This is a genomic window from Micromonospora endolithica (assembly GCF_003626595.1).
GTDB lineage: Bacteria > Actinomycetota > Actinomycetes > Mycobacteriales > Micromonosporaceae > Micromonospora > Micromonospora endolithica.
In genome coordinates, this window is record NZ_RBAK01000001.1 from 1,229,741 (window position 1) to 1,250,747 (window position 21,007).

The window sequence follows — 21,007 nt, forward strand, 5'->3', positions numbered from 1 at the left end:
CAAACCTATTGGCGCCAGCCCTTCACGACCCGTAGCGGGGCGGCGACGGCGACTCGGGTGGGCGGTGCCGGGCACGGATCGTGTCGGTGGCCGCGATGGCGGCCAGCACCAGAACGGCGGTGCCGGCCGCGGCCAGCGGTGGCAGGTGGACCATGGCCGGAGCGGCGGCGGCGAGCGCCAGGACACCGACCAGCCGGGCCCGGGACACGCGGGCGAAGACCGCGTGTTCGACCACGGCGCGCCCGGCCAGGAACAGCACCGGACCACCGAGGATGACGAGGATCCAGGCCGACTCGGTGCGCCCGAACGGATGTTTGATGACCAGTTCGTAGCCGACGGCGATGGTCACCGCGCCGGCCACCATGAGTCCGTGCGCGAGAAACGCCTCCCGCATGAGGCGGGTGGGCTCCGGCGCGACCTGGATCGCCTCGGGCAGCAGCCGACCCGCCTGGAAGACGTAGATCCGGAACAGCAGCACGGTGGTGCCGAACGAGACCGCGAACGCCACGGCGCCTCCGGGGTTCCGGAAGGAGGTGTCGCTGTAGACCGAGCCGGTGGTCAGGATCAGCTCGCCGAGGGCGATGATGAAGAACTGCCGGTAGCGCTCGGACATGTACTCGGCCAGGACGGGCCACTGCCGTGGGGTGGGCAGCGTCCAGGGCGCGGGGTAGAACAGCAGCGCCGCCGCGCAGTCGATGACGATCGCCAGCGTCCACAGCACCCCGCGCGCCGGATCCGGCAGGAGCGCTCCGGCGATCCACGGCACGGAGGACACCGCGAACCAGAGGAGCACTCCCGCGGCGCGACGTTGCGCTGGGTGCCCGCGCAGCGCCGGCACGATGACGACGCCGCGAACGATGTGGATCGCCACGTACGCGCCGGCGAAGGCCAAGCTCCCGACGCCGAAGGCCTGCGGCACCGCCACCGCCATGATCGAGGTACCGAGCATGGCCGCGTACACCATCAACTGGATTCGTGGTCGCCGCGGGTCGTACAGGTTGGTGACCCATGCCGTGACGAACCAGACCACCAGGAAGGCCAGCAGCAACAACAGCGTCTGGGCGGCTTCGACGAGGACCGTCCGCCGCCCGGTGAGGTCCTCGACCAGGCGGTGCGAGACCCGGTTGAGGGCGAAGACGAACACCAGGTCGAAGAAGAGTTCCAGCAGGATCGGCCGTGGCTGTTGCCTCGGCTTTCGCATCAGCGCCGCTGGCCCTGTCGACATGCGCCCGCCGTTTCTGCCAGCTTCGTCCATCCTTGCCGGTAGTGATATCACGTATGGCGGTTTGTCGAGGTAGACACCGCAAGAGTGCCGGCGACGGCACCGTCGACCGCTGCCACTTCATCGCCACCCCGACCGGCAGCCTCTACGACGGGTCGTGGCGGGCCGCGTTGCGGCCCCGGGCGTGCGGCACCGCGGTCTGTGACTGCCCATCGGGTACGTCTGGCCCGCTCCCTGACCGTGCGGGCCGGCGACCTCGCCGCGAAGCGGGTGGTGGGACGCGTCACTGAAGATCGACGAGTTGCGCCGGGACCTCGCAGATCAGCCCCACCGAGTTCATCCGGACGGCGAGCGGCTCGCCGTCCGCGGTGGGCACGACGAAGTGGGCGCCACGGCCGGCGGCCAGGTCGGCGGCGTACCGCTCGCGCACCTCGACGAGGTGCTCCCAGTCGGCCAGCCACGCCCGCGTCGGGCGATCCTCGGACAGCAGGGCAGGGTCCAGGTCACGTACCCGCGCCACCATGGCGGTCAGCGCGGCGTTCCGCTCCCGGATCGAGCGCACCCGCGTGTCGACGGGGGCGCCGGGAGGTGCCGCCTTCGCCGCCACGGCGGTGCGCATCGTGGCGCACGCGTCTTCCGCCACCTCGCTGACCGGCGGGTTGTCGATCAACGTGGGCCGATCGTGGTTCGCGTACGTCCACAGGCCGGCGCAGGACACGAGGAGGCCCAGGGCCGCGACGACACCGCCGACCCACCACCCCGCGCCCGCATGATGTCGCCCCTGTCAAGACAGGGGCGACCGCCGGCTCAGTTCCTGATCAGAAGGGGGGCGCGTCCTCGCCCATCAACGCCAGTACGACGCCGCCCTTCCCGCTCTTGAGGCCCTGCACCACGACCCTGCCGGTGCTGCCGTCGGGCAGCTCCAACGTGAAGGTCTTCCCGACCGCGTTCTTGGGGCCGTTGCCGGCGCTGTTGGCGGGTCGGAAGTCGCCGGCCCACGGGGGGATCCCACCCTTGCGGGCGGGCTCGGCGAAGAGCGCGGCGGTGCCGGGGGTCCTGGTGCCGTCCGACGAGAGGAGCACTGAGGCGCTGCGATAGGTAGCCATATGCGTCAAGGGTATCCCGGATGCCGCCCTTCGCGCTGAATGACATCGCTGCTACCGATCAGCCGGGGGCGTCGCCTCGGCCAGCAGTTCGGCCAGGTGGACGGCGCGGACGGTGGAGCGCCGCCGACGCAGCCCGGTCCGCAGCTGGCGCAGGCAGCCAGGGTTGACCGCGACGACGTAGTCGACGCCGGCGGCCTCGATCTCGTCGATCTTCGCGTCGATGATCCGGCGCGACTCCCGCGGCCGCAGCAGGGAGTACGTGCCGGCGGCACCGCAGCAGGCGGCGGCCGACGGAAGCTCCACGTGGTCGGCGACCCGGCGCAGCAACGCGCGGGGCTCGACGAAGACACCGAGGCCGTTGCGCAGGTGGCAGGAGTCCTGCAGGGCCACCCGGGCCCGCCGTCCGCCGAGGAGCACCTCGCCTTCGGGGGCACGGTCCGCCAGCCACTGCGACAGCTCGCGTACCCGGTCCCGACCGAGGACGGCGGCCAGGTGCGCGGCGCAGCCGCCGGAGGTGGTGACGATGGTGCCGGGCAACTCCGCGCCGAGGCGGTGGGCCATCCGTTCCCCGCCGGCCAGGTCACCGTTGTGCGCGTGCAGCGCCCCGCAACAACCCTGGGCGGTCGGCGCGGCGAGCCGCGGATCGAGGGCCTGCGCCGCCCGGCTGACCACGGGGAAGAGCACCCGCTCGAAGCACCCCAGCATGAGCTGCGTCGCCTCACCCGCGACCGGGACGGCGCGGGCGGCGGGCGGAACCGGTCCGGCGGGCCGTTCCGCGGGCGGGCGGGTCGGGTGGTCCCGGGGAGCGGCGGTCGCCGCCGTCACGCCCCGGGCGGCACGGCGGAGAAGTCCGAGCAGCCGCAGCAGTGTCCGCCGCTCGGCCACGAGCATCAGCGCCCGGGCCAACAGCGGACGCCGCCGGCCCCGCCACTGGTGCACCCGCCACTGTTCCAGCAGGCTGCCGTACTCCACCCCGGCCGGGCACACCGGCTCGCAGGCCCGGCAACCCAGGCAGAACGAGGACTGCTCGGCGAGGGTGTCGTCGTCGGCCGGCAGGGTGCCGTCCTGCAACGCCCTCATCAGCGTGATCCGCCCCCGCGGCGAGGACGCCTCGTCGCCGGTCATGGCGTACGTGGGGCAGGCCGGCAGGCAGAAGCCGCAGGAGATGCAGCGGGACAACTGCTCGGGGTGGAACACGTCGCCGGTCACGATCCCAGCTTTCCGGGGTTGAGGATGCCCGCCGGGTCGAAGGCGGTCTTGATCCGGCGGAGCAGGGCGAGCTGGTCGTCGCCGAGCCGGGCGGCGAGGAAGGGCAGCTTCGCCGCCCCCACACCGTGCTCGCCGGTGATGGTGCCGCCAAGGTCGAGGGCGGCGGCGAAGATGTCGGCGAAGGCCGCCTCGGCGCGGGCCACGGCAGCGCGGTCCGCCGCGGAGCCCAGGACGCAGGTGGGGTGCAGGTTGCCGTCGCCGGCGTGGCCGAAGGTGGCGATGGCGACCCCGTGCCGCTCGGCGATGGCCTCGATCCGGTCGACCATCTCGGCGATCCGGGGCCGGGGCACGGTGGCGTCCTCCAGGATGGTCACCCCGCCCCGGCGGGACAGCGCGGGCAGCGCACAGCGGCGGGCGGCCAGCAGGGCCTCGGCCTGGGCGACCTCGCGGGCCGTGGTGACCTCGATGGCGCCCGCGTCGACGCAGGCCGCGCTGATGCGCTCCAGGTTGGTCGCCACCGCCTCCGGCGGCCCGTCGTCGCCGAAGAGCAGCAGCGCCCCGGCGTCGGCGCGCAGCCCGAGGTGGGCGAAGTCCTCCACCGCGTCGATGCAGGCCCGGTCGAGGAACTCCAGGGTGGCCGGCACCACCCCGGCCCGGATCACCGCGGCGACGGCGTGCCCCGCGTCGGCCAGGGTCGGGAAGTACGCGACGCCGGTGTTGCTCGACGCCGGCGCCGGCAGCAGGGCCACGGTCGCCTCGGTGAGCACCGCGAGGGTGCCCTCGGAGCCGGTGAGCAGCCGGGTCAGGTCGTAGCCGGCGACGTCCTTCCACAGTCGGCCGCCGGTGCGGATCACCTCACCGGTGGGCAGCACCGCCTCCAGGCCCAGCACGTAGTTGCGGGTGACCCCGTACTTCAGGCCGCGCAGGCCGCCGGCGCAGGTGGCGATGGTGCCGCCGACGGTGGCCACCGTGCGGCTGCCCGGGTCCGGGGCCCAGAGCAGCCCCCGCGCGGCGGCGGCTTCGGCCAGGGCGGCGCTGGTCACGCCCGGCTGCGCCACCGCGAGCAGCTCGTCCGGGGCGACCTCCAGGATCCGGTTCAGCCGGGTCAGCACCAGCACGATGCCGCCGCGCAGCGGCACGGTGGCCGCGCACAGGTTGGAGCCGGCGCCGCGCGGCACCACCGGCACCGCGTGCCGGGTGGCCAGCGCGAGCACCGCGGCCACCTCGGCGGTGTCGGCCGGGAAGACCACCGCGTCCGGCTCGTGCCGGAACAGCGGGGTCGCGTCCCGGGCGTAGACGACGAGGTCACCGGCGGCGTCGTGTACGTGGGTCGCGCCCACGATGCCGCGCAGCTCGGCGAGCAGGGTTGCCGACAGTGCCACGGGTGTTGCCTCCCCAGGTGGTGCGCCCCCGCCCGGTGCGCCGGGCGGGGGCCGTGGGCGTTTCTACAGACCGACGACCGACCGGTCGGCGATCAGCACGGGCGAATCGTAGAGAGGCACCGAACGGAAGGTGTACGTGGTGCCGCTGACCGACCAGTTCGCGGCCGGGATGTCGAAGACCGCGCCGGTGCGCGGGTCGACGTAGACCGGATCGGCGAAACTGCCGGCGTTGAACGTGACGGTCACCGGCGTACGGGTGTTGCTCTCCGACGGCTTCGCGCCGCCGAACCACAGGGCGACGGCCTGCCGGCCGGTGCCGGCCTTGCGGAACGCGGCCACCGACACGGCGTTGCTGGTGTCGTCGGTGACGCTGTACCCGCTGATCGACGTCATGGTGCTGTCGATCAGCGCGGTGGTCGCCTGGATGGCGTAGTACGACGGCTTGGCGTAGCGGATCTTCTTGTCCGCGCCGGTCCGGAGCAGACCCTTCGAGTTGATCTTCGACGGGTAGTGCAGGTCGGAGATGCTGAACACGCTGGTGCTCACCCCTCGACCCAGGTCGGCGAAGGTGCGCCGGAGCATCCACTTCGACTGGCTCAGCTCGGTCCAGTCCAGGTCACCCAGCGCGCCGAAGCTGTCCGGCCGGCTCGGCGCGCCGTTCTCGCCCTGCCGCAGTCGCAGCCGGGTGGCGAAGCTGTCGGCGGTCACCCGGAGCAGCCGGACCTGCTCGTAGGAGGCGTCCGGGTTGGCGTTGTACGGGTGGTAGGTGATCCCGTCGACCAGCCCCAGTTTGCCCTGGTCCCGCACCCGGGTCAGCACCGTGTCGGCGTAGCTGCGCTCCACCCCGGCCAGTGCGCAGCACCAGATCACCGCGTTCGGCTGGACGGCCCGGATCCGGGTGGCGGTGCGGATCAGCAGGTCGGCGTAGGCCACCGGGTCGACACCGCCGAGGTTCGGCTCGTTCCAGATCTCCCACTCGGTGACCCGGTCGGCGTACCGGTTCGCCAGCGCGCTCACCCAGGCGTCCCAGGCGTTCAGCGCCTCGGTCGTGCTGGGGATCTGACCACCGAGACCGGCCCCGCCGCCGCCGGCGTAGAGCGGGTTGCCGTACGAGGTCTGCAACCAGGGCCGCACGCCCCGGGACACCGCGTCGTCGACGATGGTGTCCAGCCACGCCCAGTCGTAGCTGCCCTTGACCTTTTCGGTCTTGGCCCAGCCGGCCTGGAAGCGGGCCGAGGTGGCACCCAGCGGCCCGAGGTACGGCTTGTAGGACTGGTAGTCGGTGTAGTCGCGGTCCAGCGTCTCGGTGCCGATGACGATGGGGGACGTGCCGATCTGGGCGGCGCTGCGCGGGGCGACGGTGCCGATCTGCGGCCACGACACCGGGTTCGGCTCCGTCCTGGTCCGCACGTCGTCCACCCAGGCGGTGCCGGTGTCGGCGGTGGAGATGCCGACCTGCACCGACGCCAGGGTCGGGGTGGCCACCCGGAAGGCCAGGTTGGTGGCGCGGCGCTGCCCGTCGATCCAGACGCTGGCGGTGGCGGTACCCGGCCGGGCCACGATCCGGACGTCGTACCAGCGGTTGGCGGTGTAGGCGCCCAGGTCGACCCGGGTGGCGCCGTTGTAGGTGTAGAGGCGTCCGGTGGCGTCCAGGGCGACGGTCACGGTGTGCCCGGCCGTGGAGTCCAGGTGCAGGCCCACCACGGCGGTGGTCTGCGCGGCGCGCAGTCGGGCGTGGGCCACCACGGTCGCCGAGGTGGCCCCGTACGACCGGGTGGCGTTGATCCCGGCGGTGCCGGAGGTGTCGGTCAACCGCAGGCTGCGGTCGACGGTGCCGGCGACCTCGGCGACCACGGCCGTGCCACCACCACCGGCGGCGGTCCAGCCGGCGGGGGTGGCGCCGACGGCCGTGGTGTCGAAGGTGTCGTTCAGGTCGGCCGCGAGGGCCGGACCGGCCGGCACCGTGACGGTGGCGCCGACCAAGGCGGTGACCAGGGCCAGTTTCAGGGGTGTGCGTCGGGACACTGCGGTACCTCCGGGACGGGTGGTGGTGGGTGGTGGGTGGTGGTGGGTGTGGCGCTGACGTTCACCGGGCGTCGTCGACGCCCGCCCGGCTCTCGCCGTACGCCCGCAGGGTGTGCTCGTCGGGCGGGTACGTGCCGCGCAGCGGCGCGCCCGCCGCCACCCGCCGTTGCAGGAACGCCTCCAGCTCCTCCTGCTCCCGGGCCGGCCGGGCGATCACCGGCACCAGGTGGCGGGGCACGCAGACCACCCCGTCGGCGTCGCCGACCAGCACGTCGCCCGGGTAGACCGGTACTCCGGCGCAGCCGATCGGCACCTGGACGTCGACGGCGTGGTGCTGGGCCAGGTTGGTCATCGCCGCCGCGCCCGCCGCGAAGACCGGCATCCGCAGTTCCGCGATGCCTTCGATGTCGCGCAGCGTGCCGTCGGTGACCACGCCCGCGGCGCCCCGGCTGGCCAGGCGGGTCAGCAGGATGTGCCCGGCGGAGGCGGCGCGGCCCTGCCCCCGGCAGTCCATCACCAGCACCTGGCCGGGGTGCACGGATTCCACGGCGAGGCGCTGCGGGTGGTCGTAGTCGGCGAAGACGTCGAGGGTGTCGATGTCCTCCCGCGCCGGGATGTAGCGCAGCGTGAACGCCTCGCCGACCATCCGGGGCGCGTGCCGGCTCTGGCTGCCCAGGCCGGCCAGGAAGGTGTTGCGCAGCCCCAGTTTGAACAGCTGGGTGGTGATGGTGGCGGTACTGGCGGCGCCGAGCGCGGCCAGGTCGGCCGGGTCCAGCGGCACCAGGTCCGGGTGGCTCGCCGGCGCCGGGGCGGCGGCCGGCGGGAGCAGCGGGGCAGGGGGCGTGTGGGTCATGGTTGCTGGCCTTCTGCGGAGGTGGAGTCGAGGATCGGGTCGATCCCCGGTGGTCGTGCCTGCACGGAGAGCCCGCCGTCGACGGTGATCACCTGGCCGGTGACGTAGGCGGCGTCCGGAGAGGCGAGGAAGGAGACGACGGCGGCGACGTCGTCGCCGGTGCCGACCCGGCCGAGCGGGATCGGTGCCGCCCGGCGACGTTGGGTGGCCCGGTCGAGGGCGTCGAAGCGGTCGTTGGCGATCGCGCCGGGCGCGACGGCGTTGACCCGGATCCCGCGCGGGGCGAGGTCCAGGGCGATCGCCCGGGTGGCCGCCTCGACCGCGCCCTTGGTCGCGTCGTAGGCGATCGCGTGGCGGTGCGCCCGGGTCGCGCCGATCGAGGAGATGTTGACCACCGACCCGCCGGCGGGCATCACCCGGGCGGCGGCGACCGTGCAGAGGAACACCCCCCGCGCGTTGACCGCGAAGCTGTGGTCCCAGTCGGCGAGCGTCAGGTCACGCAGCGGCACCCGGCCGGACATCGGCACCGCCGCGTTGTTGACCAGGACGTCGATGCGGCCGTGCCGGTCGGTGACGGCCCGGGTCAGCGCCGCCACCGCCGCCGGGTCGGAGACGTCCCCCGGCGCCGCCATCGCGTCGGCGCCGAGGTCGGCCACGGCGGCGGCCAGTTCCTCGGGGTCGGGGCCGTTGACCGCCACGATCGCGCCGTCCGCGGCGAGCCGCCGGGCGATGGCCAGGCCGATGTTGCGCCCGCCCCCGGTGACCAGGGCGACCCGCCCGGCGAGCCGGGTCACCGGGCCACCGCCGCCAGGTCGGCCGACGGCGCGTCGGTGGGGCCGGCCGGCGCCCGGTCGACCACGTCCGTCGCGCTGGTGCTCGCCCAGGTCAGCGGGCCGGCACTGGCGGCGACCCGCTCCGGGTCGAGGGTCATGCCGAGGCCGGGCCCGGTCGGCACCCGCAGTCGGCCACCCACGTAGGTGACCGGTTCGCGGACCACGTCCCGGGTGTAGAGCAGCGGGCCGACCGGGTCGCTGGGCAGGGTCACCGACGGCATCGCCATCGCCACGTGCGCCGCCGCGGCGGTACCGATGGACATCTCCTGGGTGGTGCCGACCAGGCAGGACTTCCCGGCGGCCTCGGCGATGGCGAAGATCCGGCGGGCCGGGGTGATGCCGCCGATGGCGATGACACTGACGTTGAACACGTCCACCGCGTCGGCGGTGGCCAGGTCCAACGCCCACCGGAACCCGTAGACGTGCTCGCTGACCGGCACCGGCAACCGGTCCCGGGCGTGCGCCAGGCCCTTCAGGTCGTGGTGCGGCGCCGGCGACTCGACCAGGTCGAAGCCGACGTCGGCGACCCGGTCGACGAACCGGCACGCCGCCCGCGGATCCAGCAGGTTGGAGAAGTCCAGCGACTTGATCGTGATGGCGTCGCCGTGGCGGTCGCGGACCTGGCGCAGGAACCGCTCGTCGAGGTCGAGCCGACGCCCGACGTAGACCCGGAAGTGGTCGAAGCCCTCGGCGGCCCGGCGGGCGACCATCGCGAGGTTGCGCTCCACGTCGGAGTCGCGCTGCTGGCGGAAGACCGGGTACGCGATCGGCACCGAGTCGCGGACCGCCCCGCCGAGCAGGTCCACCACCCGTACGCCGAGGTGCTTGGCCGCCAGGTCCCACATCGCGATGTCCACGCCGCACTTGATGGTGCGGCTCTTGTCGTAGATGTAGCCGGCCTGGGGAAAGTTCTGCTCCAGCCGCCGCTCGACCTCGGTGATCTGCAACGGGTCGAGGCCCACCAGCAGTTCGTTGAGGGTGCCCTCCAGGTCGGGCACGTCCAGGTGGTAGCGGGGTAGGTGCTGGAAGTCGGACATCTCCCCCACACCGATCAGGCCGTCGGTGTCGGTGAGCAGCTCGACGAGCACGTGGCCGCAGGTGATGCTGCCGTGCCGGGGGGTGTTGACCGGGGTGAGGCGTACCCGGGTTATCGCGACCACGCGGCCGTCCTTCCGCTGGGGGCCTGGGTGGGGTGGCCGGGGGCCATCTCCAGCAGCAGGCGGGTGTACTCGTGGGTGGGACTGCCGTAGATCCGCTCGGCCGGTCCGTGCTCGACGATCCGGCCGTGGCGCATCACCGCGATGTCGTGCGCCACCGACCGCACGACGGCCAGGTCGTGGGTGATGAACAGGTACGACAGGTCGTGTTCGCGTTGCAGGTCGGCCAGGAGGTTGAGCACCTGCGCCTGGATCGACACGTCCAGGGCGCTGACCGCCTCGTCGCAGACGATGAGCCGCGGCCGGGGGCCGAGCGCCCGGGCGATGGCGATGCGCTGCCGCTGCCCACCGGAGAAGGCGGCCGGATGCCGGTCCAGGGCGGCGGCGTCCAGCCCGACCTGTTCCAGCAGCCGCACCAGTTCCGTGCGGGACGCGTCGAGCCGGTGTACCCGCAGCGGTTCGGCCAGGATCTGCGCCACCGTCATCCGGGGGTCGAGGCTGGCGTACGGGTTCTGGAAGACCACCTGCACCTCGCGCTGCAGTCGGCGCAACTGCTCCCGGTCGGGACGGGTCACGTCGATGCCGGAGTACGAGACGGTGCCACCGGTGGGCCGTTCCAGCCGGAGCAGGGTGCGGGTGAGGCTGGTCTTGCCCGAGCCGGACTCGCCGACCAGGGCGAGGGTCCGCCCCGGCCAGAGCCGCAGGCTCACCCCGTCGACCGCCCTGACCCGGTCGACGACCCGGCGCAGCAGCCCCCGACGCACCGGATAGTGCAGCACCACCTCGTCGAACTCGGCCACCGGTTCGCCGGTCGGCTCGCCGGCGCTGGTCGGGTCGTGTTCGGCGGCGACCGGCCCGGGCAGTGGCGCCTCCGGGTGGTGGCAGGCCGCCAACTGGTCCGGCGCGTGCGGTCGCAGTGCCGGCCGTTCGTCGCGGCAGACGTCGAGCGCCACCGGGCAGCGGGGTGCGAACGCGCACCCGGGCGCCGCGACGGCGAGGTCCGGCGGGTGCCCGCCGATCGCGACGAGGCGTTGTCGGGCCGGGGCGTCGAGCCGGGGCGTCGCGGCCAGCAGTGCCCGGGTGTAGGGCATCCGGGGATCGCCGAGGACCTGGCCGGTCGGTCCGGTCTCCACCACCCGGCCCGCGTACATCACCGCGACCCGGTCGGCGTGGGTGGCGACGGTGCCCAGGTCGTGGGTGATCAGGATCAGCCCCATGCCGAGGTCCCGGCGCAGCGTGTCGAGCATGTCCAGGATCTCGGCCTGCACCGCCACGTCCAGCGCGGTGGTCGGCTCGTCGGCGATGAGCAGTTGTGGCCCGGCGGCCAGCGCCAACGCGATGGCGGCGCGCTGCCGCATGCCGCCGGAGAGCTGGTGCGGGTACTGCTCCAGCCGGGTGCCGGGCTGCGGCAGCCGGGCCAGTTCGAGGGCGGCCAGGGCGCGCTCGCGGGCGGCGGCCCGGCCGACCGGTTCGTGCGCCCGGATGGCGTCGGCGATCTGGGTGCCCAGGGTGAGCAGCGGGTTCAGCGCGGTGCTCGGATCCTGGAAGACCATCGCGACCCTCCGGCCGCGCACCGACCGCCAGCCCCGGGCGTCCAGGCTGGTCAGGTCGGTGTCGCCGAGGCGGATCGTGCCGGTGGTGCGGCAGGCCGGCGGCCGGGGGGTGAGTCCCAGGACGCTGAGCGCGGTGACGGTCTTGCCGGAGCCGGACTCCCCCACCACCGCGAGGGTCTCGCCGGCGTCGACGTGCAGGTCGACGCCGGTTACCGCGGGCACCGGTCGGGAGTCGGGGTTGAAGGTGACGGTGAGGTGCTCGACGGAGAGCAGGGGCATCGGAATCACCGCCTCAGGACGCCAACGCGGCCTCGTCGAGGCGCCACTGGCCGTCGACGTCGAGCACGATGCCGCTGAGCTTGGCGCTGTGGATCAGCGGGGACTTCGGCTGGTGCAGGAAGACCCAGTAGTTCTCGTCGACGATGCGCTTCTGCACCTCGACGTACGCCTGCTTGCGGACCGCCCGGTCCTCGCTCGCGGCGGCGGTGTCCAGCAACCGGTCGAGGGTGCTGTCGGCCAACCCGGACCAGTTGTTGGAGCCCCTGCTGGAGAAGTACGGGTCGAACGACAGCGACGGGTCCAGCCGGGGAATGTCGATCACCAGCAGGGCGGCGTCGAAGTCCTGCTTGCGCATCCGGTCGAGCTGGGTCTGCGCCTCCAGGACCTCGACCTTGGGCGCGAAGCCGGCGGCGGTGAGCTGGGACTGGAGCAACTCGGCGATGGTCGGGTCGGGGGCGCGCCGTCGGGCGACGACGGTGATCGGCACCGGCGTACCGCCGAGGGCGGTCTTGGCCCCAGCCGGGTCGAGCGCGGGGGGCGTGATCGACGGGTCGTAGAACCAGTCCTTGGCGGTGGCGAAGGAGGGCGCCAGGTCGTACTGGCCGCCGGCGGCGGCCTTGCCCACGCCCTCGCGGTCGATGGCCATGGCGAACGCCGCGCGGACCTTCGGGTCGTTGAAGGGTGCCCGGGTGACGTTCAGCGCGACGTAGTAGGACCGGCGCACCCCGGTGTCGGTCATGGTGATCTGCTTGTCGCCGGCGAGCTGGTTGAACTCCTCCGGCGGCAGGGTCCGCACGAGTTGCACGCCGCCGGTGGTGACCTCGGCGCGCAACACCTTGGTGTCGGTGACGAAGCGGAACACCACCTGCTCGAGCCGGGGCAGTGCGGATCCGTCGGTGGCCCGGCGCCAGTACGTCGGGTTGCGCTTGCCGGTCAGTTGCACCTTGGAGCGCCAGGCGTCGAAGACGAACGGCCCCGTGCCGACCGGCTTGCGGCCGTAGTCGCCGGCCTTCACCGCGGTCGGGGAGGCCATCATGCCGGGTTCGTGGGCGAGGTGGATCAGCAGCAGCGGGTCGGACGCCTTGAGGGTCAGCCGCAGCGTCCTGGCGTCGACCACGTCGACGGAGCCGACGTTCTTCAACGCGGCGGCCTTGGTCGACCGGGTGGCCGGGTCGATGACGCGCCGCAGGTTGAACGCGGCGGCCTCGGCGTCGAACGGGGTGCCGTCGTGGAAGGTGACACCTTCGCGCAGGGTGAAGGTGACGGTCCTGCCGTCCTCGGTCCACCTGTCGGCCAGTGCCGGGACGAACGAGCCGTCGCGGTCCTGGCGCAGCAGGGTGTCGTAGAAGAGGTTGAGCACGTTGCGGTCGGAGGAGATCGCGCTGCTCAGGGCGGGGTCGAGGGTGGTCGGCTCGTTGTCGAAGCCGACGGTGAGGGTGCCGCCGCGGCCTTTGCCGCCGGCGGTGCCGCTGTCGGAGCCGCAGGCGGCCAGGCTCACCGCGGCGAGTGCGCCGACGGTGCCGCCGAGCAGCGCGCGCCGGCTGAGCAGGGCAGGGTGCACCGAGGGTGTGTCCATGGTGGTTCCCTTCGGAGGGGGTGTGGTGTGGGGGTGGTGGAGCTACCGCCCCGGGGTGAGGTCCGGGCGGTGCGCGTCGAACGCGTCACGGAGCGCGTCGGCGAGCAGGTTGAACGCGGCGATGGTGAGGAGGATGGCGAGGCCGGGGAAGACGCTGAGCGACCAACTGGCGTCGAGGTGGTCGGTGCCGGCCGCCACCATGGCACCCCAGCTGGGTTGCGGGGGCTGGACGCCGAGACCGAGGAAGCTCAGTGAGGCCTCGGCGATGATCGCGGTGGAGGCCTGCAGGGCGGCGAAGACGCCGAGCGTGCCGGCCAGGTGCGGGAGCAGGTGCCGGCGCAGCAGCGCCGGGGTGGGCACGCCGACGATGTGGGCGGCGGAGACCCATTCCCGGGTACGCAGCGAGAGCACCTCGCCACGGACGACCCGGGCGAACCGGGGGGTGGCGACCACCGCGATGGCGATCAGCGCGTTACGCAGCCCGGGCCCGAGAGCGGCGACGACAGTCAGCGCCAGCACCAACAGCGGGAAGGCGAGCAGTCCGTCGACGGTACGCATCAGCAGCGCGTCGATCCAGCCGCCCCGGTAGCCGGCCACGAGGCCGAGCAGGGTGCCCAGGACGAGGGCCAGGCCGACGGCGACGGTGGCCACCGCCAGCGTCACGGCGGCGCCGTCGACGATGCGGGCGAGCACGTCCCGTCCCAGTTCGTCGGTGCCGAGCAGGTGCCGGGCGCTGGGACCGGTGAGCAGACGGTCGGTGTCGGTGGCCGCGCTGCGGTCGCCCAGCAGCGGGCTGGCGACGGCGGCGACCGCCACCGTGGCGAGGACCGGGAGGGCGAAGCGGGCGCGCCGGTCGCGCAGCAGCCGGGTGAGCACGGGCCGGCGCGCGTCCCGGGTGGTGGTGGTCTCGGTGGCCATGACGACCTCCTCTCAGTACGTGATGCGCGGGTCGAGCCAGGCGTAGACGAGGTCGGTGACCAGGTTGACCAGCAGCACGAAGGTGACGACGACGAGCACGGCGCCCTGCACGACCGGAAGGTCGCGGCTGAAGATGCCGTTGACGATCAGCGTGCCCATGCCGGGCAGGGTGAAGATCGTCTCGGTGACCACGGTGGCGCTCATCAGCGCGCCGATCTGCAGGGCGGTGACGGTCACCACCGGCACCAGGGCGTTGCGCAGCGCGTAGACGGTGACGATCCGGCGGCGGCGCAGCCCGGTGGCCTCGGCGGTGCGGATGTAGTCCTCGCCGAGCGCGGCCAGCAGGGAGCCCCGCGTCTGCCGCAGGACCACCGCGACCACGGTGGACCCGACGGTGATGGCGGGCAGCACCATCCGGACCAGGTTGCCGGCCGGGTCCTCGGTGAAGGGCACGTAGCCCGAGGGTGGCACGACCCGCAGCCAGATCGCGAAGACCAGGATCAGCAGGGCGGCCAGGTAGAAGTGCGGGGTGGAGAGCGCCAGCACGCCGAGGCCGGTCAGCGCCGAGTCGGTGGCGGTGCGTCGGCGCACCGCCGCGAGCACCCCGGCCGGGATGCCGATCAGCACCGCGAGCAGCAGCGCGATCAGGCCCAGCTCCACGGTGGCGGGCAGCCGGTCGACGATCACCCCGGCGACCGGTTCGTCGGTGAGCCAGGAACGGCCGAGGTCGCCGGTGAGCACGCCGCCGATCCAGTCCAGGAACTGTCGCCACAGCGGGGTGTCGAGGCCGAGGTCGGCGCGGAGCGCGGCGCGGTCGGCGGCGCTGGCCTCCTGGCCCAGGATCTCGGTGGTCGGGTCGCCGGGCAGCAGGCGCAGCAGCAGGAACAACACCACCGAGACGACGAACAGCACGGGGATCAGTTGCGCGAGCCGGCGAACCAGGTATCCGATCATGCGGCGGGCACCTCCTGCCGGCCCCGCGCGGACTGCCGCAGCCAGTCGAGGCGGTCGGTCGGCATCAGGTCGTAGGCGTAGAGAACGAAGGCGTCGGCACCGGCGCGCAGCGCGACGTCGTAGGCGGTGGTGAACCGGTCCCGCCGGGGCGTGGCGGCCACCGCGCCGCTCCAGGCGGCGCTGAGTTCGCGGGTGCACGGTCGGGCGGCGGCCAGGTCGGCGGCGAGTGCCGGCAGGTCACCGTGCAGGTTGGACACGGTGAGTCCGGTGGTCAGCGCGCCGAGGCCGGCGAGGTCGCCGCCGGCCTTGCCGTCGGTGGCGTAAGGATCGGCGGTGGCCCGCAGCGACACCGGCGTGTCGCCGGCGGCCGCCACGGCCGCGGCGACCAGCCTGCGGACCACGGCCGCACGCACCGCCAGCACGACGTCGTGCAGCGGCCGGCCGAGCGCGGCGACGGCGTCCGTGGCGGGTTCCGGCGCGGCCGGCCGGGGTTCGGCCAGTTGGCCACGGACGACCGCGCGGACCCGTTCGGCCAGCGCGGTGGGGTCGACGCCGGCGGCGGTGAACTCGGTGCCGCAGGCGGCGCAGAGGCAGAGTGAGAGCAGCCACCGGTCCGCCGGGCGCAGCGCGACACCGATCTTGTCGTGCGCGCCCTGGTGGGCCCAGCCGAGGTAGCCGAACGCCTCGAGGTCCAGCCCGGTCACGCCGGGGACGGCGGCGGCCCGCCGGACCAGGTCGGCGGCGTGCTCGACCACCTCGGGACGGGCCGGGCAGAGCGCGTGCCGGTAGGGGTGGCCGAAGGCGTTGCGCAGGGCCAGGTCGGGTCGGGTGGTCGCCACCGCGGAGCGGTGCAGCCCGACCAACCAGGCCACCGTCCGCACGCCGGCGGCGGTCAGCGCGGCGGTGGCCGGGCCGGCCAGGTCGGCCACCAGTGGCGGGTCGAGCCGACCGGCCGGTCCGGCCGGGCCGAACCACCGGCCGGCGTCCAGGTCGGCCACCGCGCCCGCGTCACTGGTGCTGAGCAGCCAGCGTCCGCTGTGGTACGCGTAGGCCAGCCGCACCGTGGCCACACCGGCCGCGGCGAGCCGGGCGGCCTGCGCGACGGGGTCGGCCCGGAACGAGACCGGGTGGGCGTACGTCCCGGGTCTCATCGGGCGTCCTGTTCGTCGAGGACGGCGGTGATGGTGGTCAGCGCGTTCTCGATGTGTTCGCGGGTCAGCCGCTCGGCCAGCGCCGCGTCGCCCCGCTCGGCGGCGTCGAGCATCGCCTCGTGCTCGGCGGCCTCCCGGACGAAGGTCGCCCGCAGTCGCCAACCGGCGGTGGCCACGAACGCGGTCAGGTCCTGCAACTGGTCGAGGAAACCGCAGAGGAACGGGTTGCCGCAGGCCAGGTAGAGCTCGCGGTGGAAGCGCCGGTTGGCGATGCCCAGCCCGGCGGTCTCGCCGGAGCTCACCAGCACCGCCGCGTCGACCAACGCGGCGCGGGCGGCGACGAAGGAGCCGGCCTGGTGGCTGGCCAGCCGGACCGCGGCCGGCTCGACCGCGGCGCGCGCGGTGTAGAGCTGGCGCACCGTGTCGGCGTCGATCCGGCGGACGCTGACCCCCTGGTAGGCGTTGATCTCGACCAGGCCGCTGGAGTGCAGTTGCTTGAGTGCCTCCCGGACCGGGGTCTTGGAGACACCGAGCAGCTCGGCGAGCTCCCGCTCGACCAGCGGCCGGCCCGGTGCGAGGGTGCCGTCCAGGATGGCGCGGCGTAGCGCGTCGCGGACCCGGTCGGCTCGGGAGGCGGGCTGCTCCAGCGCCAGGGTGGCACCGGTGGGCGCTGCGGGGTCCACAGTGGGAGGAAGCGATCGCGGCATGCCAGTATCGTGGTATACCACGATGCCGCAGACAAGCCTTCGGAGCGGAAATTCTTCATTTTCCGCTGACCAGCTGGTCACCCCCGCGTAACAGGAGCAGCCGTGACCCCTCCCGTTCCCACCGCCACCCCGCCCGTCACCACCACCGTCGTCGCCGAGGCGGTGGCGGCGGCCCGGGCCGCCGCCCCGATCCTCGCCCGCGACCCACTCCCCGCCCGGGCCGGTCGGCTGCGGGCGGCCGCCGACGCGCTGGACGGGTCCCGCGCCGAGATCGTCGCGCTCGCCGACACCGAGACCCACCTCGGCGAGGCCCGTCTCACCGGTGAGCTGGCCCGCACCACCGGGCAGCTGCGGCTCTTCGCCGACGCCGTCGAGGAGGGCTCCTTCCTGGACATCACGATCGACCACGCCGACCCGGGGGCGACGCCGGTCCCCCGCCCCGACGTGCGCCGGATGATGCGCCCCCTCGGGCCGGTGGCCGTCTTCGCGGCCAGCAACTTCCCGCTGGCGTTCTCGGTCGCCGGCGGTGACACCGCCGCCGCGCTCGCCGCCGGTTGCCCGGTCGTGGTCAAGGCGCACGAGGGACACCCGCGCCTGTCCGACCTGGTCGGCCGGGTGCTCGCCGACCTGCTGCCGCCCGGTGCCGTGACCGTGCTGCACGGGCGGGCGGCCGGCCGGGACCTGGTCACCGACCCGGCCGTGCGGGCGGTCGGGTTCACCGGCTCGGAGGCCGGCGGTCGGGCCCTGTTCGACCTGGCCACCGCCCGGCCGGACCCGATCCCGTTCTACGGGGAACTGGGCTCGGTGAACCCGGTGGTGGTCACCCCCGCCGCCCTCGCCGCCCGGGGCGCCGCGATCGCGGCGGCGTACGTCGCCTCGTACACCCTGGGTCTTGGGCAGTTCTGCACCAAGCCCGGCCTGCTCTTCCTACCGGCCGGGCACGGCCTGGAGCCGGCGCTGGTCGAGGCGGTGCGGGCGGTGGCGCCGGGCCCGCTGCTCGGGGAATGGATCCGCGGCGGCTTCGACCGGGCCGCCGCCGCGCTGGCCGGGATCCCCGGCGTCCGGTCGCTGGTGCCTCCGACCGCCGGCAGCGGGATCACCGCCACCCCCGCCCTGCTCGCCGTGCCCGCCGCCCGGTTCCTGGCCGAGCCGGCCGCCGCCCGCGAGTGTTTCGGCCCGGCGTCGCTGATCGTCGAGTACGCGGACCCGGTCGAGCTGCTGGCCGCCCTGAACACCGTGCCCGGAGCGCTGACCGCCACCGTGCACACCGAACCGGGCCACGACGTGGACCTGGTCCGCGTGGTGCTCGACGTGTCCGCCGAGCGGGCCGGACGGGTCGTCCTCAACGGCTGGCCGACCGGCGTGGCGGTGACCTGGGCGATGCACCACGGTGGGCCGTGGCCGGCCACCACCGCGCCGCTGCACACCAGCGTGGGAGTGGCCGCGATCCGCCGGTTCCTGCGCCCGGTCGCCTACCAGGACGTCCCCGCCGAGCTGCTGCCCGAGGCACTGCGCGAGGACAATCCGCTCCGCCTGCCACGCCGGGTGGACGGGGTGCTGACCGCACGCCCGGGCGCCCCGTCCGCCTGAACCGCCGGCGGCGTCGCCCGCCGTCCGGGCGGCGGCGGCGACGGTCGCCGACGCCGCTTCGCCCGGGCGGAGCGCGCCCCGTCGGCGCGGAGGTGGGCCGGTCCGCCGGTGGTCGATCAGACGACCGGCGGACCGACTTCAGTGGATCTCGGTGGTGGTCCAGCGCGGGGAGGCGTTGGTGACCGGGACGGTGTCACCGACCAGTGTGGTCTTCGCCTGGATGTCCCGTCGCGCGCTGGTGCCGACCCAGAGTTCGACCTCGCCGGGCTCCACGACGCGGGTGAGCGTACGGTCGGAGAAGGCCAGGCGGGTGGTGGGGACGGTCAGCTCGACCGTGACGGACCGGCCGGGTTCCAGGTGGACCCGCCGGTATCCGAGCAGCTGCGCCACCGGCCGGGTCACCGAGGCCACCAGGTCACGACCGTAGAGCTGGACGACGTCGTCGCCGGCGACCGCGCCGGTGTTCGTCACCCGCACCGTCACGCCGATCGCCCCGTGGGTGGGCACCGTGCTGGGCACGGTGAGATCGGTGTACGCGAACGTCGTGTAGGACAGGCCGTGGCCGAACGGCGCCACGGGCGTCGCCGGGAGGTTGGTCACCTCGTTTCCGGTACCGAGGGTGGGGTGCAGGTAGGAGTACGGCTGCGCGCCGGCCGACCCGGGCAGGGTGACCGGCAACCTGCCCGACGGGTTGACCCGCCCGGACAGCACGCCCGCGATCGCCCCGGCGCCCTCCTCGCCGGGGAAGAACGCCTGCACCACCGCCGCGCAGCGCGACAGCGCCCAGCCGAGGGCGTACGGCCGGCCGGTGAGCAGCACGAGGACCACCGGCGTACCGGTGGCCAGCACCGCCTGCACCAGTTCGCGCTGGACGCCGGGCAGTTCCAGGTCATCCCGGTCGCAGCCCTCGCCGACCGTACCGCGGCCGAAGAGGCCGGCGTGGTCGCCGACGACCAGGACGGCCACCTCCGCGGCGGCGGCCGTGGCGACCGCCTCGTCGAAGCCGGACCGGTCGTCGGTGTCCACCTCGCAGCCGGGTGCCCAGCTGACGAGATCGGCGCCGAACTCGACCCGCACGGCGTCCAGCACGGTCGGCACCTCGATCCCGGTCTCCACCCCGGGATGCTGGACGAGCACGTGGTTGAGGAACGAGTAGCACCCGAAGAGCGCACCCTGCCGATCGGCGTTCGGGCCGATGACCGCCACCCGTCGCCCCACCGGCAGCGGCAACGCGTCCTGGTTGGCGACCAGCACGATCGATTCCTCGGCGAGTCGCCGGGCGATCGACCGGTGCTCCGGTGAGTCGAGGTCGATCGCCTCGGGCGGCTCGTCGGTGAAGGTCGCGTCGAGCAGCCCCAGGTCCCGCTTCTGGCGCAGCACCCGCAGCACCGCCCGGTCGACGAGCGCCTCGTCGAGCCGGCCCGCCCGCACCGACTTCCGCAGGGTCAGATAGGCGTCGCCGGTCGGCAGCTCGACGTCGACACCGGCGGTGAGCGCCTGACCGGCCGCCTCCGCGTGGTCGCCCGCCACGTGGTGCAGCAGGTTGAGGAACGCCACCCCGTAGTAGTCGGCCACCACCGTGCCGTCGAAGCCCCACCGATCGCGCAGCACGCCGGTCAGCATCGTCGGGTCGGCGGCCACGGGCACCCCGTCGATCTCGGCGTACGAGTGCATGACGCTGCGCGCGTCGCCGTCGAGGATCGCCATCTCGAACGGCACGAGCAGCACGTCGGCCAGTTCCCGGGGGCCGGCGTGCACCGGGGCGAAGTTGCGCCCGGCACGCGAGGCGGAGTAGCCGACGAAGTGCTTGAGGGTGGCGTGCACCCCCTGCGACTGGAGGCCACGCACGTACGACGTGCCGAGGGTGCCGACCAGGTACGGGTCCTCGGCGATGCACTCGTCGACCCGGCCCCAGCGGGGGTCACGGATCACGTCGAGCACCGGTGAGAGCCCCTGGTGGATGCCCAGCGCCCGCATCGAGGCCCCGATCGCCGCGGCCATCTCGGTGACCAGTTCGGGGTCGAACGCCGCGCCCCAGGCCAGTGGAGTGGGGAAGGTGGCCGCCTTCCACGCCGACAGTCCGGTGAGGCACTCCTCGTGGACGATCGCCGGGATACCGAGCCGGGTGTTCGTGACCAGGCCCCGCTGGAACTCCCACAGCCAGGACGCGCGTGCCGCCGCCTCCAGGGGGCGGGTGCCGTAGGCGCGGGTGAGGTGACCGAGCCCGTGCCGGACGAAGTCGTCGAGCGTGACGGCGTCGCCGAACTCCCCCTGCAGCGGCGCGACCGCCTCGCCGTCCTCCTTCTCCCAGAACCCGACGAGCTGGGCGATCTTCTCCTCGATCGTCATCCGGCTGAGCAGCTCGCGTAGCCGCGCCTCGCCGTCGCGCCCGTCCGGTCGGTGGTGGTCCGGACCTGCCTGAGCCGGTAACGGCCCGTCCACCACCGTGTGGACCTCAGTCATGCTGTGCCTTCCTCTGGTTGTGCCCGTAC

At 73.8% G+C, this 21,007-nt stretch carries 17 protein-coding genes; 1 reads left to right on the top strand and 16 read right to left on the bottom strand.

Annotated features, from left to right (window positions below):
* Positions 1–22: 22 nt before the first annotated feature.
* The 15 genes from D7223_RS05620 to D7223_RS05695 form a co-directional block, all read right to left on the bottom strand.
* The gene (locus tag D7223_RS05620) at positions 23–1,201 is read right to left on the bottom strand and encodes a low temperature requirement protein A (protein WP_120725439.1); all 1,179 of its coding nucleotides are present in this window, start codon (positions 1,199–1,201) and stop codon (positions 23–25) included.
* A gap of 304 nt (positions 1,202–1,505) precedes the next feature.
* Entirely contained in the window at positions 1,506–1,892 is a 387-nt protein-coding gene (locus tag D7223_RS05630) for a hypothetical protein (protein ID WP_147252532.1), read from the bottom strand.
* Positions 1,893–2,040: 148 nt separating this feature from the next.
* Positions 2,041–2,328, bottom strand: a complete 288-nt coding sequence (locus D7223_RS05635) for a hypothetical protein (RefSeq protein ID WP_238161599.1) — start codon at positions 2,326–2,328, stop codon at positions 2,041–2,043.
* A 51-nt stretch (positions 2,329–2,379) separates the two neighbouring features.
* Positions 2,380–3,537 (bottom strand): (Fe-S)-binding protein, encoded by a 1,158-nt coding sequence (locus D7223_RS05640; RefSeq protein ID WP_202864583.1) that lies wholly within the window; start codon positions 3,535–3,537, stop codon positions 2,380–2,382.
* Complete coding sequence (locus tag D7223_RS05645) at positions 3,534–4,919, bottom strand: FAD-binding oxidoreductase (RefSeq protein WP_120725446.1); 1,386 nt, start codon at positions 4,917–4,919, stop codon at positions 3,534–3,536. The genes D7223_RS05640 and D7223_RS05645 overlap by 4 nt, the downstream gene beginning before the upstream one ends.
* Positions 4,920–4,982: 63 nt before the next feature.
* Positions 4,983–6,944, bottom strand: a complete 1,962-nt coding sequence (locus D7223_RS33935) for a glycoside hydrolase family protein (RefSeq protein WP_120725448.1) — start codon at positions 6,942–6,944, stop codon at positions 4,983–4,985.
* A 61-nt stretch (positions 6,945–7,005) separates the two neighbouring features.
* Positions 7,006–7,797 carry a ribonuclease activity regulator RraA gene (locus D7223_RS05655; protein WP_120725450.1) on the bottom strand — a complete coding sequence of 264 codons (792 nt, stop codon included), beginning with the start codon at positions 7,795–7,797 and terminating at the stop codon, positions 7,006–7,008.
* Positions 7,794–8,591, bottom strand: a complete 798-nt coding sequence (locus D7223_RS05660; protein ID WP_120725452.1) for an SDR family NAD(P)-dependent oxidoreductase — start codon at positions 8,589–8,591, stop codon at positions 7,794–7,796. The genes D7223_RS05655 and D7223_RS05660 overlap by 4 nt, the downstream gene beginning before the upstream one ends.
* A complete protein-coding gene (locus tag D7223_RS05665; RefSeq protein ID WP_120725454.1) occupies positions 8,588–9,790 on the bottom strand; it encodes a mandelate racemase/muconate lactonizing enzyme family protein in 1,203 nt (400 codons plus the stop codon). The genes D7223_RS05660 and D7223_RS05665 overlap by 4 nt, the downstream gene beginning before the upstream one ends.
* Complete coding sequence (locus D7223_RS05670) at positions 9,778–11,619, bottom strand: dipeptide ABC transporter ATP-binding protein (protein WP_120725456.1); 1,842 nt, start codon at positions 11,617–11,619, stop codon at positions 9,778–9,780. The genes D7223_RS05665 and D7223_RS05670 overlap by 13 nt, the downstream gene beginning before the upstream one ends.
* Before the next feature lie 13 nt (positions 11,620–11,632).
* Positions 11,633–13,195 carry an ABC transporter substrate-binding protein gene (locus tag D7223_RS05675; RefSeq protein ID WP_120725459.1) on the bottom strand — a complete coding sequence of 521 codons (1,563 nt, stop codon included), beginning with the start codon at positions 13,193–13,195 and terminating at the stop codon, positions 11,633–11,635.
* Between the two features lie 42 nt (positions 13,196–13,237).
* On the bottom strand, positions 13,238–14,113 hold the full coding sequence (locus tag D7223_RS05680) for an ABC transporter permease (protein WP_120725461.1): 876 nt from the start codon (positions 14,111–14,113) through the stop codon (positions 13,238–13,240).
* A 12-nt stretch (positions 14,114–14,125) separates the two neighbouring features.
* The gene (locus D7223_RS05685; protein ID WP_120725463.1) at positions 14,126–15,067 is read right to left on the bottom strand and encodes an ABC transporter permease; all 942 of its coding nucleotides are present in this window, start codon (positions 15,065–15,067) and stop codon (positions 14,126–14,128) included.
* Positions 15,064–16,218, bottom strand: coding sequence for a hypothetical protein (locus D7223_RS05690; protein ID WP_120725465.1), 1,155 nt, complete (start codon positions 16,216–16,218; stop codon positions 15,064–15,066). The genes D7223_RS05685 and D7223_RS05690 overlap by 4 nt, the downstream gene beginning before the upstream one ends.
* Positions 16,215–16,901 carry a GntR family transcriptional regulator gene (locus D7223_RS05695; protein WP_238161601.1) on the bottom strand — a complete coding sequence of 229 codons (687 nt, stop codon included), beginning with the start codon at positions 16,899–16,901 and terminating at the stop codon, positions 16,215–16,217. Before D7223_RS05695 ends, D7223_RS05690 begins: the two co-directional genes overlap by 4 nt.
* A gap of 126 nt (positions 16,902–17,027) precedes the next feature.
* Here D7223_RS05695 and D7223_RS05700 point away from each other — a divergent pair, with 126 nt between their 5' ends.
* Positions 17,028–18,515, top strand: a complete 1,488-nt coding sequence (locus D7223_RS05700; protein WP_120725469.1) for an aldehyde dehydrogenase (NADP(+)) — start codon at positions 17,028–17,030, stop codon at positions 18,513–18,515.
* A 138-nt stretch (positions 18,516–18,653) separates the two neighbouring features.
* Here D7223_RS05700 and D7223_RS05705 read toward each other — a convergent pair whose 3' ends face one another.
* Positions 18,654–20,978 carry a beta-xylosidase/alpha-l-arabinosidase gene (locus D7223_RS05705; RefSeq protein ID WP_120725471.1) on the bottom strand — a complete coding sequence of 775 codons (2,325 nt, stop codon included), beginning with the start codon at positions 20,976–20,978 and terminating at the stop codon, positions 18,654–18,656.
* Positions 20,979–21,007 lie beyond the last annotated feature (29 nt).